The organism is Streptomyces sp. NPDC055749 (genome assembly GCF_053617235.1).
In genome coordinates, this window is the sequence record NZ_JBSHFH010000059.1 from 1 (window position 1) to 13,471 (window position 13,471).

At 71.4% G+C, this 13,471-nt stretch carries 12 protein-coding genes; 6 read left to right on the forward strand and 6 right to left on the reverse strand.

The features are described 5' to 3' along the window. Window positions 1-47: 47 nt before the first annotated feature. From ACWGO0_RS31410 to ACWGO0_RS31430, 5 genes are all read right to left on the reverse strand, one after another. Window positions 48-989 carry a dihydrodipicolinate synthase family protein gene (locus ACWGO0_RS31410; RefSeq protein WP_453542696.1) on the reverse strand — a complete coding sequence of 314 codons (942 nt, stop codon included), beginning with the start codon at window positions 987-989 and terminating at the stop codon, window positions 48-50. Beyond that, the gene (locus ACWGO0_RS31415) at window positions 986-1,975 is read right to left on the reverse strand and encodes an oligopeptide/dipeptide ABC transporter ATP-binding protein (protein ID WP_453542699.1); all 990 of its coding nucleotides are present in this window, start codon (window positions 1,973-1,975) and stop codon (window positions 986-988) included. The genes ACWGO0_RS31410 and ACWGO0_RS31415 overlap by 4 nt, the downstream gene beginning before the upstream one ends. After that, a complete protein-coding gene (locus tag ACWGO0_RS31420) occupies window positions 1,972-3,945 on the reverse strand; it encodes a dipeptide/oligopeptide/nickel ABC transporter permease/ATP-binding protein (RefSeq protein ID WP_453542702.1) in 1,974 nt (657 codons plus the stop codon). The genes ACWGO0_RS31415 and ACWGO0_RS31420 overlap by 4 nt, the downstream gene beginning before the upstream one ends. A gap of 1 nt (window position 3,946) precedes the next feature. Next, a complete protein-coding gene (locus ACWGO0_RS31425) occupies window positions 3,947-4,897 on the reverse strand; it encodes an ABC transporter permease (protein ID WP_453542705.1) in 951 nt (316 codons plus the stop codon). A 136-nt stretch (window positions 4,898-5,033) separates the two neighbouring features. After that, window positions 5,034-6,629 carry an ABC transporter substrate-binding protein gene (locus ACWGO0_RS31430; RefSeq protein ID WP_453542708.1) on the reverse strand — a complete coding sequence of 532 codons (1,596 nt, stop codon included), beginning with the start codon at window positions 6,627-6,629 and terminating at the stop codon, window positions 5,034-5,036. 162 nt (window positions 6,630-6,791) lie between these two features. Between ACWGO0_RS31430 and ACWGO0_RS31435 the strand changes: the two genes are divergently transcribed. From ACWGO0_RS31435 to ACWGO0_RS31445, 3 genes are all read left to right on the forward strand, one after another. Then, window positions 6,792-7,523, forward strand: coding sequence for a FadR/GntR family transcriptional regulator (locus tag ACWGO0_RS31435; protein ID WP_453542711.1), 732 nt, complete (start codon window positions 6,792-6,794; stop codon window positions 7,521-7,523). A 141-nt stretch (window positions 7,524-7,664) separates the two neighbouring features. Continuing rightward, window positions 7,665-8,651: an acetylxylan esterase gene (locus ACWGO0_RS31440; protein WP_453542714.1), complete on the forward strand. Its 987-nt coding sequence runs from the start codon at window positions 7,665-7,667 to the stop codon at window positions 8,649-8,651. Between the two features lie 130 nt (window positions 8,652-8,781). Next, on the forward strand, window positions 8,782-9,981 hold the full coding sequence (locus ACWGO0_RS31445) for an FAD-dependent monooxygenase (protein WP_453542717.1): 1,200 nt from the start codon (window positions 8,782-8,784) through the stop codon (window positions 9,979-9,981). Here the strand turns inward: ACWGO0_RS31445 and ACWGO0_RS31450 are convergent. Beyond that, on the reverse strand, window positions 9,974-10,675 hold the full coding sequence (locus ACWGO0_RS31450) for a FadR/GntR family transcriptional regulator (RefSeq protein WP_453542719.1): 702 nt from the start codon (window positions 10,673-10,675) through the stop codon (window positions 9,974-9,976). The two genes, ACWGO0_RS31445 and ACWGO0_RS31450, sit on opposite strands and share 8 nt — an antisense overlap. Window positions 10,676-10,854: 179 nt before the next feature. On the opposite strand from ACWGO0_RS31450, the gene ACWGO0_RS31455 reads away from it, so the two are divergent. Genes ACWGO0_RS31455 through ACWGO0_RS31465 form a run of 3 tightly spaced genes read left to right on the forward strand, consistent with a single transcriptional unit; the run spans window position 10,855 to window position 13,450 of the window. Next, window positions 10,855-11,814: a dihydrodipicolinate synthase family protein gene (locus ACWGO0_RS31455; RefSeq protein WP_453542722.1), complete on the forward strand. Its 960-nt coding sequence runs from the start codon at window positions 10,855-10,857 to the stop codon at window positions 11,812-11,814. Then, window positions 11,811-12,776: an ROK family protein gene (locus ACWGO0_RS31460; protein ID WP_453542725.1), complete on the forward strand. Its 966-nt coding sequence runs from the start codon at window positions 11,811-11,813 to the stop codon at window positions 12,774-12,776. Before ACWGO0_RS31455 ends, ACWGO0_RS31460 begins: the two co-directional genes overlap by 4 nt. Continuing rightward, on the forward strand, window positions 12,773-13,450 hold the full coding sequence (locus ACWGO0_RS31465; RefSeq protein ID WP_453542727.1) for an N-acetylmannosamine-6-phosphate 2-epimerase: 678 nt from the start codon (window positions 12,773-12,775) through the stop codon (window positions 13,448-13,450). Before ACWGO0_RS31460 ends, ACWGO0_RS31465 begins: the two co-directional genes overlap by 4 nt. Window positions 13,451-13,471: the final 21 nt, after the last annotated feature.

Below are 13,471 nucleotides of genomic sequence, written 5' to 3' on the forward strand. Positions count from 1 at the left end.
GCTGTTGCTGTCCGGCCGGCCCCTTCCGTTCGCCGCGTGCGGTGGCGTCAGTCGCTCGGCGCGCCGAGGCCGGCGCGGTCGAGGTGGGCGGCGATCGTCGCTGTCTCCTCGGCGTCCAGGCAGCGCATCGGCGGGCTCATCACGTTCGTGGTGATGACGGACCGCAGCATCAGTGCCGTCTTGAACGCTCCGAGTCCCGCCGCGGTGGCGGACGCCGTGCCGGGGCGGGCCGCGGTGACGATGTCGAAGAGCCGGACGAGCCGGTCCTGCTCGGAACGAGCCGTGGCCCAGTCCCCGCGTACCGCCGCCTCGTGCAGCCGGACGTAGCCGTGCGGGTCGACATTGCCGAGGCCCGGGACAGAGCCGTCGGCGCCGGCGAGCATCATCGCGTCGACGACCAGTTCATGGCCGGTGAGCACGGAGAAGTCCGGGAGTTCGCGGGCGCCGATGGCCAGCCGGCGGAAGGAACCGTCGTCGCCGCTGGAGTCCTTCACCCCGGCCAGGACGCCGTCGGCGGCCAGCGGCAGCAGCAGTTCCGGGGTGAGCTTGCTGTGTACGCAGACCGGTACGTCGTACGCGAGGAGCGGCAGGTCGACGGCGGCGGCGACGTCCCGGAAGTGGCGGTCGATCTCGCTGTCGTGCGTCCGTGTGTAGAAGGGGGCGGTGACGACGACGGCGTCGGCGCCGAGACCGGCAGCGGCGCGGGCCCGCTCGATCGCGCGGTTGGTCGTGGTCTCGATCGCCCCAACGAGTACGGGGACCTGGCCGGCCGCCGCGGCCGTGATGACCTTGATGACCTCGTCCTGCTGTCCGGGCGTCAGGTAGGCGGTCTCGCCGGAGCTGCCGAGGGCGAACAGGCCACTGACGCCCCCGTCGAGCAGGTGGCCGACGACCCGTTCCAGGGACCGGCGGTCGAGCTCGCCGTCCGCGGTGAGGGGCGTGACGACGGGCGGGATCACTCCGGTGTACCGGGGGGTGCGGGCTGTCATGCGGTGCTCCTGGCGGACGGCAGGTGGGGTACGGGGGTTGCGGGGTGGACGCAGTGCCAGCGGTGTTCGCCGGGGCCGTGCGTCGGGGCGGGGAAGGCCGTGGCGCAGGTGTCGTCGGCCTTCCAGCAGCGCGTACGGAACGGGCAGCCGGTCGGCGGGTTGGTGGCCGAGGGGACCGGGCCGGTGAGGACGATCCGCTCGGTGGTCTCCAGCAGGCTGGGGGTCGCCGAGAGCAGGGCCTCGGTGTACGGGTGCACGGGGGCGCCCGCGACATCGGCCGCCCGGCCCTCCTCGACGATGCGGCCGAGGTAGAGGACGGCGATGCGGTCCGCGAGGTAACGCACGGTCTGGATGTCGTGCGAGATGAACACCATGCCGAGGCCGAGGCGTTCGCGCAGGTCCACGAGGAGGTTGAGGACCTGGGCGCGTACGGAGACGTCGAGTGCGGAGGTCGGTTCGTCGGCGACGATCAGTTCCGGTTCGAGGCACAGGGCGCGCGCGATGGCCACGCGCTGGCGCTGGCCGCCGGAGAGCTGTCCCGGCAGGGCCTCCAGGGTGTGGCCGGGCAGTCCGACCAGGTCGAGGAGTTCCTCGACGCGGGCCTCGCGCGCGGCCCGGGTGCCGCGTCCGTGCACGTCCAGGGGGTCCCGGAGGATGCGGCGGACGGTGAGACGGGGGTTGAGGGCGGTGGACGGGTCCTGGAAGACGACGCCGACGGCGGAGCCGAACTCCTGGCGGCGCTGGGCGCCCGACATCTCCCAGAGGTCGCGGCCGTGGAAGCGGACCTCGCCCTCGGTGGGCTTCTGGAGGCCCGTCAGGACCCGGGCGAGCGTGGACTTTCCGCAGCCCGACTCCCCCACGAGGCCGACGATCTCGCCGCGCTTGACCTCCAGGGTGGCGTCGGTGAGCGCGTGCACGGCGTCGCGCCGGAAGACGCCTCCGCTGCGTGCCTTGTGGCGTACGTGAACGCCGTCGAGCCTGATCACAGGGCGCTCCCTTCCAGCTGTGCGGGGGTCCCTGCCGGGTGGTGGCAGGCGAAGCCGTGGTCCTGGGTGGCGCCGCGGTCCGCGAGTCGCGGTGTCGTACCACGGCACAGGCCGGTCGCGGCGGCGCAGCGCGAGGCGAAGCGGCAGCCGGGTCCGAAGCCCTGGGGTGCGGGGACGACTCCGCGGATCTGGTGCAGCCGGTCGGCGCCGGCCTCCAGGGAAACGACGGAGCCCAGGAGGCCCCGGCTGTAGTGGTGGGCGGGGTCGGTGAGGACGGCGCGGGTGTCGCCGACCTCGGCGAGGCGGCCCGCGTACATCACGGCGACGCGGTGCGAGAGGTCGCCGACCAGGGCGAGGTCGTGGCTGACCAGCACCATGGCGAAGCCCAGTTCGTCGCGGAGCCGGATGAGGAGCTCGACGACCTGGGCCTGGACGGTGACGTCGAGGGCGGTGGTCGGTTCGTCCGCGATGAGCAGGCGGGGGCTGCGGGAGAGTGCCATCGCGATGAGGACGCGCTGGCGCTGGCCGCCGGAGAGTTCGTGCGGGTAGCTGCGCAGGGTGCGTTCGGGCGAGAGGCCGACCAGTTCGAGGAGTTCGGCGGGGGTCTTCGTACCGCCGCGCGAGGTCAGCTGCTTGAGCTGGGTCCCGACGAGTACGGAGGGGTTGAGTGAGGAGAGCGCGTCCTGGTAGACCATCGCGATCTTGGGGCCCATCAGGGCGCGGCGTTCCTTCGGGGGCAGCTTGAGGAGGTCACGGCCGCGGTAGAGGATCTCGCCGCTGACCTCGGCGTTGCGGGCGAGGAGGCCCATGACGGCGAGGCTGGTGATGGACTTGCCGCAGCCGGACTCGCCGACCAGGCCGAGTGTCTCGCCCTCGTGGACGGTGAAGTTCAGCGCGTCGACGACGGGGATGTCGCCGTAACGGTCGGGGAAGCGGATCGCCAGGTCGCGTACGACGAGGAGTTCCGCGGCGTCCTCGCTCACGGGGGTGAGGGCGGGCTCCGTGGCGTTGATGTGCCGGGCGAGCTTGGCGAGTGCGGCGTCGATGTCGACGGTGGAGGCCGCCTCGACCGGGTCCGGTGCCGTCGTGGTGGCGGCGGGTTCGGTGCTCGTACGGCCGCTCCTGGGTGCGGCGGAGGCGTCCGTGAGGCCCTCGGACAGGACGTTGAGCGCGAGGACGGTGATCAGCAGCGCGAGGCCGGGGAAGAACGTGGCCCACCAGCCGCCCGCGAGGAGGATCTGCCGGCCGTAGGCCAGGACGCTGCCCCAGCTGGGGTCGGGGTCCTGCACTCCGGCGCCGATGAAGGAGAGGCTGGCCTCGAAGATGATCGCCTCGGCGACCATGACGGTGGCGAACACCATGACCGGGGCCATGCAGTTGACGGCGACGTGCCGGAGCACGATGTAGCCGCGCCTGGCGCCTATGACCTTTTCGGCGGCGACGTAGTCCTCGCCGTACTGGGAGAGGACGTTGGCGCGTACGACCCGGGCGAGCGAGGGTGTGTAGACGAACGCGATGGTGAAGATGATCACCGGGATGCTGGTGCCGAAGACCGCGACGAGGACCGCGGCCAGGGCGATCGGCGGGAACGACATCACGATGTCGAGGGTGCGCATGACGGACTCGTCGCCGAGCTTGCGCGAGGTCGCCGCGAGTGAGCCGAGGAGGGCTCCGGCGACCAGGGCGACGGCGGTCGCGCCGAGGCCGATGATCAGCGAGTAGCGCGAGCCGTGGACGACGCGGGCGAACACGTCGCGGCCGGCGCGGTCGGTGCCGAACCAGTGATCGGCGCTCGGGGCCTGCACCGGGGTGCCTGTGGTCAGCGGGTTCTGCGTGAGCAGGGGCGCGAGCAGGGCGCCGAACAGGACGACGAGCAGGACGCCGAGGGCGATGCGGGAGGTGACCGGGAGGGCGCGGAAGGCGATACCGGGTCGGGAGAGTTTGGTGGCCAGACGGCCCGTGGTGAACATGTCACACCGTCCTGATGCGGGGGTTGACCAGCAGATAGAGCAGGTCTACGACGACGTTGACCACCAGGAAGGCGATGGCGATGGTCAGTACGGTGCCCTGGACCAGGGCGACGTCGCCGCCGGTGACACCTTCGAGGATGAGTTTGCCCATGCCGGGCAGGTCGAAGATCGCTTCGATGACGACGGCGCCGCTGAGCAGATAGCCGACCTTGACGCCGAGCACGGTGAGCGGGGTGACGAGCGCGTTGCGCAGCACCGAGCGGATCACCAGGAAGACCGGCAGTCCGTTGCCCTGGGCGGTGCGGACGTAGTCGCGGTCCAGTTCGGCGACCATCGAGGTCCGTACGAGACGGGCGAGCGAGGCCGCGACGGGCACGGCGAGTGAGAAGGCGGGCAGGGCCATGGTGGTGAGCCAGCCGCTGAACGAGTCGGCGGGGTTGGTGTAGCCGCCGGTCGGGAAGATGCGCGTGTTGAGCGCGAACTGCTGGATGAGCAGGACGCCGAGCCAGAAGGACGGGATGGCGACCCCGGCCATGGAGAGCACCCGGAACAGCTGGTCGGGCCAGCGGTCGCGGTACATGGCTCCCAGGACGCCACCGGCGACGGCGAGGACGACCGCGAGGACCAGGCCCAGGAAGGTCAGCTGGAGCGTCAGCGGGAACGCCGCGGTGATCCGGTCGACGACGGGCTGGCTCGGGGGAACGGTCATCCCCAGGTCGAAGTGGAGCAGTTGGCCGAGGAAGTCGAAGTAGCGCACGGGCAGGGGGTCGTTGAGCCCGTTGGCCTCGGCGAACGCCGCCCGGGCCTCGGGTGTGGCGCTCTCCCCGAGCGCGTTGAAGGCCGGGTCGACCGGCGAGAACTGCAGCACCACGAAGACCAGCAGCGCGATGCCGAGGATCATCACCGGCATCATCGCGACGCGGCGCATCGCGAGCCGGAGAAAAGCAACCATCGTCGGGTTCCTTGCGGTTGGGCGGGCTGGTCCGGGACACCTGGGGTGCGGTGTCCCGGACCGGGCGATCGGGCGCTCGGCGCCGGGCGGCCGGTTACGACTGCGCGGACGGGACTGCGCGGACGGGACTGCGCGGTCAGGCGCGGCTGACGTCCAGGAAGGACAGGCCGGTCGTGGGCAGCGGCTTGAAGCCGGGCAGGAACTTCTCGTTCCAGGCCGTGGGCAGCTTGCGGTGCAGGATCGGGTAGAGCGCGGCCTCGTCGGCGACGAGGTCGGTGACCTCTCCCCACAGCTCCTTGCGCTTCGTCGCGTCGGGGGCCTGGGCCGCCTTGTCGAGGGTCTGCTTGACCTTCTTGTACGCGGCGGACGTGCCCCAGCCGTAGCGCTTCTCCGGCCAGAAGCCGTAGTAGAACCAGCGCAGCAGGAGGTCGGCGTCGTTGCCGAAGACGGACGGGTCGCCGGGGGCGACGAGGACCTCGAAGTCGCCCTGGTCGATCTTGGCGTACTGGGCCGGGGACTGGGCGATATTGAGCGTGACCTTGACGCCCGCCGCCTCCCAGCTCTCCTTGAGCAGCGGGGCGATGTCCTTGACCCAGCCGGTGTCGGTGGTGAGGACGGTGAAGGAGAGGTCCTTCACGCCGGCCTCGGAGAGCAACTGCTTCGCCTTGGCCACATCGTGCGTGTAGACGGTGGCGGCCTTCTGGTAGTCGGGGTGGGTGGCCGGGACGTACCCGGTCGCCGCAGCCGCGTTGCCGACCATCGCGGTGGAGATGATCTTCTCGGTGTCCAGGGCGTAGTGCAGCGCCTGGCGCACGCGCTTGTCCGCGAACCGCTTGTCGGCGGTGTTGAACATCAGGAAGAGCAGACCGAAGGACTGTACGGACTCGGTCTTCGTCGAGCCCGCGAGCCGCTTGACGTCGATGTAGGGGACGTCCTCGATGGCCTGGACGCGGCCCGACTCCATCGCGCTGACCCGCGCCGACTGGTCGGACATCAGGCGCCAGACCATCTTCTTGGCCTTGGCGGGGTGCGGGCCGTTGTACTTGTCGTACGCCTCGAAGACGATCTTGTCCTCGCGGGTCGCCTCGACGAACCGGTAGGGACCGGAGCCGACCGGCTTGGCGTCGAAGGCCTTCGGGTCGGGCTCGACGATCTTCCTGGGGACGATGCGGGCGACGGCGATCCGGGACGGGAAGAGCGCGAAGGCGTACTTCAGCTTGAACTCGACCGTGCCCGGGTCGACGGCGACGACCTTGTCGATGAAGGGCACGAACTGCGCCATGAGCGAGGCGTTCTTGGGGTCCAGGATGCGTTCGAAGCTGAACACCACGTCGTCGGCGGTGACGGGCGATCCGTCGTGGAAGGTCGCGCCCTTGCGGAGCGTGGCCCGGTAGGTGGTGGCGTTGATCTTCTTCGGCATCTCCGTGGCGAGCGCGGGACGGGCCACGAGTGTTGCAGGATCGAGATCCACCAGGCCCTCGAAGATGTGCATATTGGCGGCGTACGGAGTCGCGCCCGAAGTGATCATCGGGTCGAAGCCGGTCGACAGGGGGTACGAGAGTCCGGCCTCGATGAGGCCGCTGCCGCTGCCCTTGCCCGCCGCGCCGTCGGCGGTCGAGGTCGGTCCGCCACAGGCGGCAAGGCTCGCCGTGATGGCGGCTGCCGCACCGATGGCACTGGTGTAACGCAGGAAGGTGCGGCGCTCGACACCGGCTGATATCAGCTCGGGCACGGGTCCTCCAGGGACTTCGGGTGAAAGGGCGGAATGCGGGCGGGAGGGCCGGATCGCGAGGATCACTGAGCCCAAAGCATCAGACGTCAGATGTCTGATGCCTTGATAGCGTGGGAACGTAGCTTGACAATCGAGAGGGGTCAAGAGGTGGGGAGTTCACATATGTCCGGTACGAGGCCCGGCCGGCCGTTGCTCCGGCAGGAAGTCGTCGACGGCATCAAGCGCTACATCCTCGAGGAGCGGCTGCGCCCCGGGGACCCGCTGCCCACCGAGCCGGCCCTGTGCGAGGCGCTCGGCGCCAGCCGGTCCAGCGTCCGCGAGGCGGTCAAGATCCTCAACGCCCTGGACATCGTCGAGGTGCGCCACGGGCACGGCACGTACGTCGGCCGGCTGAGCCTCTCCGCCCTGGTGGAGAGCCTGACCTTCCGCGGGCTGCTCTCCCCCGACGACGACTTCCAGGTGATGGCCGACCTCGTCGACGTACGCGAGCTCTTCGAGCGCGGCATGGCCGACCGGATCGTGTCCCTGCTCAGCCCGGAGCAGCTCGACGCGCTCGACGGGCTGGTGGCCACCATGCGCACCACCGGGGCCCAGGAGGGGCACGGCTTCGTGGAGGCCGACCGGGCGTTCCACGCGCTGCTCGTCGCCCCTCTCGGCAACGATCTGATCGGCCAGCTCTCGATGGCGTTCTGGGATGTGTACGCGATCGTCGCGCCGCACCTCGACGGGTTCACGCAGGCCGACGAGACCGCGACGGTCGCGGCCCACCAGAACATCGTGGACGCGGCGCGGGCCGGGGACATCCCCGGGTTCATCACCTCGCTGGGCGAGCACTACGCCCCGGTCAGGCGCCGGATCGCCGAGGCCCGCGCCCGCGACGCCGCCCGGGGCTGACCCCCGGCCGCCGCTGTGGCCGCCGCCTCTTGACGGCCGCCGCAGCGGTGCCTAGGGTCCGTGTGCCGACAGGACATCTGACGTCTTCTGTCTTGATGGGCGGCGTTCAGCACTCCCGTTCCCTTCCAGAAGGGCACCTCCATGCCTCTGACCGACCTCTCGCTCGCGGAGTGCCGCGCGTTCAGGCCGGAGCTGCCGGTCCCCGACGGTTTCGACGACTTCTGGGAGCGGACCCTGCGCGAGGCGCCGGCCGGGGGTCCGGGCCTGGCGGAGAAGCCGGTGTTCGCGACTGTCGACGCCGGGCTCACCCAGATCCGTACGTACGACGTGACCGTGCCCGGCTTCGCGGGACGGCCCGCGCACGGCTGGCTGCGACTGCCGACCGGATCCACCGAACCGCTCAGCTGTGTCGTCGAGTTCCTGGGTTACGGGCGTGGCCGCGGCCTGGCGCACGAGAATCTGCTCTGGGCAGCCGCCGGATACGCGCACCTGATCATGGATACGCGTGGTCAGGGCTGGTCGGCATCGGGTGGCAGCACCCCCGATACGGACGCCGGCGAGGCCGGAACCGTGCCCGGATTCCTCACCCGGGGCATCGAGAGCCCCGAAACGTACTACTACCGCCGGGTGTTCACCGACGCGGTGCGCAGCGTGGAGGCGATGCGCACGCACCCCGAGATCGATCCGGAGCGGATCGTCGTCACCGGGATCAGTCAGGGCGGCGGCATCGCACTGGCCGTTGCCGGGCTCGTGCCGGGTCTGGCCGGCGTGATGCCTGACGTGCCGTTCCTCTGCGATGTTCCACGGGGCGCGCGGATCGGCGGGCTGCCGCCGTACACCGAGATCGCCACGTACCTCAAGCTCCACCGCGACCGCACCGAGGCGGTGTTCGGCACCCTGTCGTTCTTCGACGCCGCCCTGCATGCCACCCGCGCCACCGCTCCCGCGCTGTTCTCGATCGCGATGATGGACGAGATCTGCCCGCCCTCCACCTGCTTCACCGCCTACAACCTTTACGCGGGGCCCAAGGACGTACGCGTCTACGAGTTCAACGGGCACGAGGGCGGTGCGGAGTACCAGCAGCGGGAGCAGCTGGCCTGGGTGCGTTCCCTGTTCGCAGGACGGTGACCGTCACCCCGTAACCCGTACGGCCGCCGCTCGCCGGGAGAAAGGTGATCCGGCTGCGATCATGAGGGCGTCCAGCACCTCGCGGCGAGCGGAACAGGCGGTAATCGGCGTGGCAGTGAAAGGGTTACGGATGGGTGTGGTCGGCGGCAGCATCGCGGGCTGCGCCATGGCGATCGCGGGCTCCCGGGCCGGGGCCGACGTCACCGTCTACGAGCGCAGCAACGGTGAGTTGCAGGACCGCGGGCTCGGCATCGTCATCCCGCCCGCTCTGCACGAGGAACTCCTCGCGGCCGGATATCTGGACGCCGCGATGGAGACCGCCCCGGTCTCCCAGCGCGTCTGGATCACCCGGCCGCCGGGCGGGCGCTCGGGCCGCGAGTTCGGGCGGCAGCCGAGCGCCGTGGTGCCGTGCAACTGGGGCATGCTGTGGCGTTCGCTGCGCTCGCGGACCGGCGACGTCCGTTACCACCGCGGGCTGCCGGTCACCTCCGTCGAGCGGGAGCCGTCGGGACGCGGCGTGATCCGTACGGCGGACGGGGCAAAGACGTACGACATCGTCGTCGGTGCGGACGGGCACCAGTCGCTCACCCGGGACCTGCTCGCACCGGGGCTGCGCCCCACGCCCGCCGGGTACGTGGTGTGGCGCGGCACGGTCCCCCTGGGCGCGCTCACCGCACATCACGAGCAGTTGGAGCTGCTGCGGAGGGCGTGGGTCACGCTGGCATTCCCTCGCGGGCACGGTGTCTTCTACCTGATCCCGGGGGCTCCCGCGGGGGCTCCGAAGAGAGCGGGGACGGGCGGTGCACGCGGGGAACGGCTCCTCGCGTACGCCATCTACGGATACCCTCCCGCGCCGGACTCCGGGGACCCGGAGGAGTCGGTGGACGCGTACGTGCGGACCCTCGCCGAGGAGCACTTCCCCGCCGAGTGGGCCGGCATCGTCGGTGACAGCGCACATGTACATATGACATGTCACCCCGTCACCGACTTCCAGGTGCCCCGGTCCGCGAACCCGCCCTTCCTGCTCGCCGGGGACGCGGCCTCCATCACCCGGCCGCATACCGCGAGCGGTGCGGTCAAGGCACTTCAGGACGCCCTCTGTCTGGAACAGGCTCTCCGCGCGTCCTCGTCGACGGACGAGGCGCTGCGGCGGTACGCGGACGAACGCACCGCCGCCGGTGCGCGACTTGTCGAGCTGGGGCGCCGGCTGGGGCGCGCGCAGGTGGAGGAGACCCCTGCGTGGCATGCGATGGGGGCGGCCGACGTGGATGTCTGGAGCCGCGCCGTGCTGGACGGTGCCACGAGTTACCTGTTCGGTGACATCAGGTAGCGGCGTACGAGCCCGATGCGAGCCGTCGGCGGATGCCGTCGAAGTGGGTGCGCATCGCCCGTACCGCCCGTGCGCCGTCCGCCGCCGCCAGTGCCTCGACGATCTCGCGGTGCTGGGCGCAGGTGACCTCCGGGTCCTGATGGCCGTCGTCGAGGTCTTCCCGTACCCGGTCCATGGCCGCCCAGAACGCGTCCAGCACCTCGCTGAGCAGGTGGTTGTCGAGCGAGGCGTAGAGGGCGAGATGGAAGGCGCGGTCGGTGGAGCGCGCGACGGTTCCCGTGCGGGCCTCCGACTCCATCCGCGCGACCAGCCCGCGCAGCACGGCGAGGTCGGCCGCGGGTATCCCGGCCGTGACCGAGCCGACGAGGCCCGCCTCCAACGCCTCCCGCACCTTCATCAGTTCGAGAAGGCCCGGCTCGCCCAGCCGGTGGCGGACCGCGGCCCGGAAGGCGAGGCCCTCGGCGAAGGGTGACAGGGAGAGCGAGCCGACGAACGTGCCGAAGCCGCGCCGGATCTCGACCACGTTGACCGCCTGGAGTGCCTTCAGTGCTTCGCGTACGGAGACCCGGCCGACGCCGAAGATCTCCATCAGCTCGGCCTCGGTGGGCAGGACGTCTCCGGGCGCGAGTCTGCGCTCCAGGATCAGTTCCTTGATCTGGCGCTCGATGTCCTGAGCCATGGTGGGGCGCGCCACAACCGTCCTCCTGAGTTGTTGTTCCGAGTAGTCGGTCCGAGTTGTCGTTGCCCCTTGACCGGCGGCCGGGGCATCTGTTTAAGGTGAGGCCAGACATAGGACATCTTACGTCTCATGTCTCGATCCGTGTAGCCGACAACCGGCCATGGATCGGTGATCCCCGAGCTGGAGCCTTCACCATGCCTCTGACCGCACCGCTGCACGGCGTAGTACCGCCGGTCTGCACCCCGCTCGACTCCCGCGGGGAGGTCGACACCGCCTCTCTCGCCCGCCTCGTGGAGCACCTGATCGGCGGGGGTGTGCACGGGCTCTTCGCGCTCGGCTCCACCAGCGAGGTCGCCTATCTCACCGACGAGCAGCGCGCCACGACCCTGGAGACCGTGGTCGATGTGGCCGACGGCCGGGTTCCGGTGCTCGCCGGTGTCATCGACACCACCACCCCTCGCGTGATCGAGCACGCCCGGTCGGCCGCCGACCTGGGCGCGGACGCCCTCGTCGCCACGGCGCCGTTCTACACGCGCACCCATGGCAAGGAGATCGCCGGGCACTTCCGCCGGCTCCGCACCACCGTCGACCTGCCGCTCTTCGCGTACGACCTGCCGGTCGCCGTGCACTCCAAGCTCTCCCCCGTCCTGGTGCGCGAGCTGGCCGAGGACGGCACGCTCGCCGGGCTGAAGGACAGCAGCGGTGACGAGGGCGGTCTGCGCCGGCTGCTCGTGGAGCTGGGTGGCCGTGACGGTCGCAAGGAGGGTCCGGCGCCGCTGTTCAGCGTGCTCACCGGCTCCGAGCTCACCGTGGACGCGGCCCTGCTGGCCGGGGCCGACGGTGTCGTGCCGGGCATCGGCAATGTGGACCCGGCCGCCTATGTGCGGCTGTACGAAGCCGCGCGGGCCGGTGACTGGACACTGGCGGCGCAGGAGCAGGAGCGGCTCGTGGAGCTGTTCGCCATGGTCGACGTGGGCCCCGAGGCGGACATGGGCCGCAGCTCGTCGGCGCTCGGCTCGTTCAAGGCCGCGCTCCAGCTGCTCGGCGTCATCGAGTGCGGCGACACCGCGTTCCCGCAGATCCAGCTGTCCGCCGAGTCGGTCGCCCTGGTCTCGCGGCGGCTGCGCGCGGCCGGTCTGCCGCCGGTCCGATGACCCCGACCGGCACCGGCACCGGCACCACCGGAACCGGGACCGCCGTCATCGGGCTCGACCTCGGGGGTACGAAGATCGCCGCCGCGCTCTTCGGCCCAGGCGGCGCGGTCCTGGCCCGGCACACCCGGCCCACCCCCGCCCGGGACGGTGCGGAGGCGGTCCTCGACGCGCTCGCCGCAGCCGCGGCCGAGGTCGACCAGGACCGGCTCGCCACGGTGCTCGGTATCGCCGCCGCCGGGGTCGTCGATCCCCGTACCGGCATGGTCACCAGCGCCACCGACTCCATCCGCGGCTGGGCGGGCACCGCGCTCGGCGCCGGGCTCGCGGACCGTACGGGACTGCCGGTGGCCTGCGACAACGACGTGCGCGCCACTGCCGGGCCGGAGCTCGCCGCCCTCACGGATGGCAGCGGTTCGCTGCTCTTCGCGGCGGTCGGCACGGGGGTGGGCGGCGCCCTCGCCGTCGACGGCCGGATGCTCCACGGGGCCTGGGGCATCGCCGGCCACCTCGGGCATCTGCCGAGCGCGGAGGCGGCCGGGCTGCCCTGCACCTGCGGCGCGACCGGGCATCTGGAGGTCATCGCATCCGGACCGGGTATCGCCGCCCACTACGGGCGTCTCACCGGTACGTCGGTGGACCGGCTCGAAACCGTCGCCGCCCGGGCCGCCCTGGGCGAGGACGCCGCCGTGCACGCCGTCACCACCGGCGCGAGCGCCATGGGGCGCGTCCTGGGCGGGCTCGCCAACGCGCTCGGCCCCGACCGGGTCGTCGTCGGCGGTGGTGTCCCCCGGATCGGCGCCCTGTACGGGGACGCGCTGGCCGGCGCCTTCGCCGCCGAACTGATGCCGCCGCTGCGCGGTCTCGTCCCCGAACCCCCGCGGTTCGGCCACGACGCGGCCGTGCTCGGCGCGGCAGGCCTGACCTCCACCCTTCCCCTCCACCACCCGGGAGCCCCTCGATGACCTCGAACAACCTGGCCGACAGCCTCCGTGGCCGGCTGATCGTCTCCTGTCAGGCGCCCCCCGGCGACCCGATGCGGGAGACCGCCACCCTCGTACGTCTCGCCCTGTCGGCCGTCGCCGGTGGCGGCGCGGCGATCCGCGCCAACGAGCCGGCGGTCGTCGCCGCGATCGTCGAGGCCGTCGACCTGCCGGTCATCGGCCTGTGGAAGGACGGCGACACCGGCGTCTACATCACGCCGACGGTCCGGCACGCCCTGGCGCTCGTCGAGGCCGGTGCCGACGTGGTCGCCGCCGATGCCACGGACCGGCCGCGTCCCGACGGTTCCTCCTTCGCGGAGCTCGTCACCGCCGTTCACGCGGCCGGCGCCCTCGTCATGGCCGATGTGTCCACGCTCGCCGAGGGCGTCGCGGCAGCCGGGCAGGGCGCGGACTTCGTCTCCACGACCCTGTCCGGCTATGTGCCGGGCACCCCGAAGCAGACCGGTCCGGATCTCGATCTGGTCACATCCCTCTCGGCCGCGATCGAGGTCCCCGTCGTCGCCGAAGGCCGTATCAACACCCCCGGGGAAGCCGCCGCTGCCTTGGCGCGCGGCGCCCACAGTGTCGTCGTCGGCACCGCGATCACCGCCCCCACCGCTCTCACCGCCCGCTTCGTGGCCGGCATAGGCCGCTGACCCGACCCCACCACGCGGGAT

Bases quoted from the DNA above. Each gene is read 5' to 3' on its own strand.
- ACWGO0_RS31420 (WP_453542702.1), bottom strand. From the start codon at position 3,945: ATGTTCACCACGGGCCGTCTGGCCACCAAACTCTCCCGACCCGGTATC.
- ACWGO0_RS31445 (WP_453542717.1), top strand. From the start codon at position 8,782: ATGGGTGTGGTCGGCGGCAGCATCGCGGGCTGCGCCATGGCGATCGCG.
- ACWGO0_RS31425 (WP_453542705.1), bottom strand. From the start codon at position 4,897: ATGGTTGCTTTTCTCCGGCTCGCGATGCGCCGCGTCGCGATGATGCCG.
- ACWGO0_RS31410 (WP_453542696.1), bottom strand. From the start codon at position 989: ATGACAGCCCGCACCCCCCGGTACACCGGAGTGATCCCGCCCGTCGTC.
- ACWGO0_RS31455 (WP_453542722.1), top strand. From the start codon at position 10,855: ATGCCTCTGACCGCACCGCTGCACGGCGTAGTACCGCCGGTCTGCACC.
- ACWGO0_RS31435 (WP_453542711.1), top strand. From the start codon at position 6,792: ATGTCCGGTACGAGGCCCGGCCGGCCGTTGCTCCGGCAGGAAGTCGTC.
- ACWGO0_RS31440 (WP_453542714.1), top strand. From the start codon at position 7,665: ATGCCTCTGACCGACCTCTCGCTCGCGGAGTGCCGCGCGTTCAGGCCG.
- ACWGO0_RS31465 (WP_453542727.1), top strand. From the start codon at position 12,773: ATGACCTCGAACAACCTGGCCGACAGCCTCCGTGGCCGGCTGATCGTC.
- ACWGO0_RS31460 (WP_453542725.1), top strand. From the start codon at position 11,811: ATGACCCCGACCGGCACCGGCACCGGCACCACCGGAACCGGGACCGCC.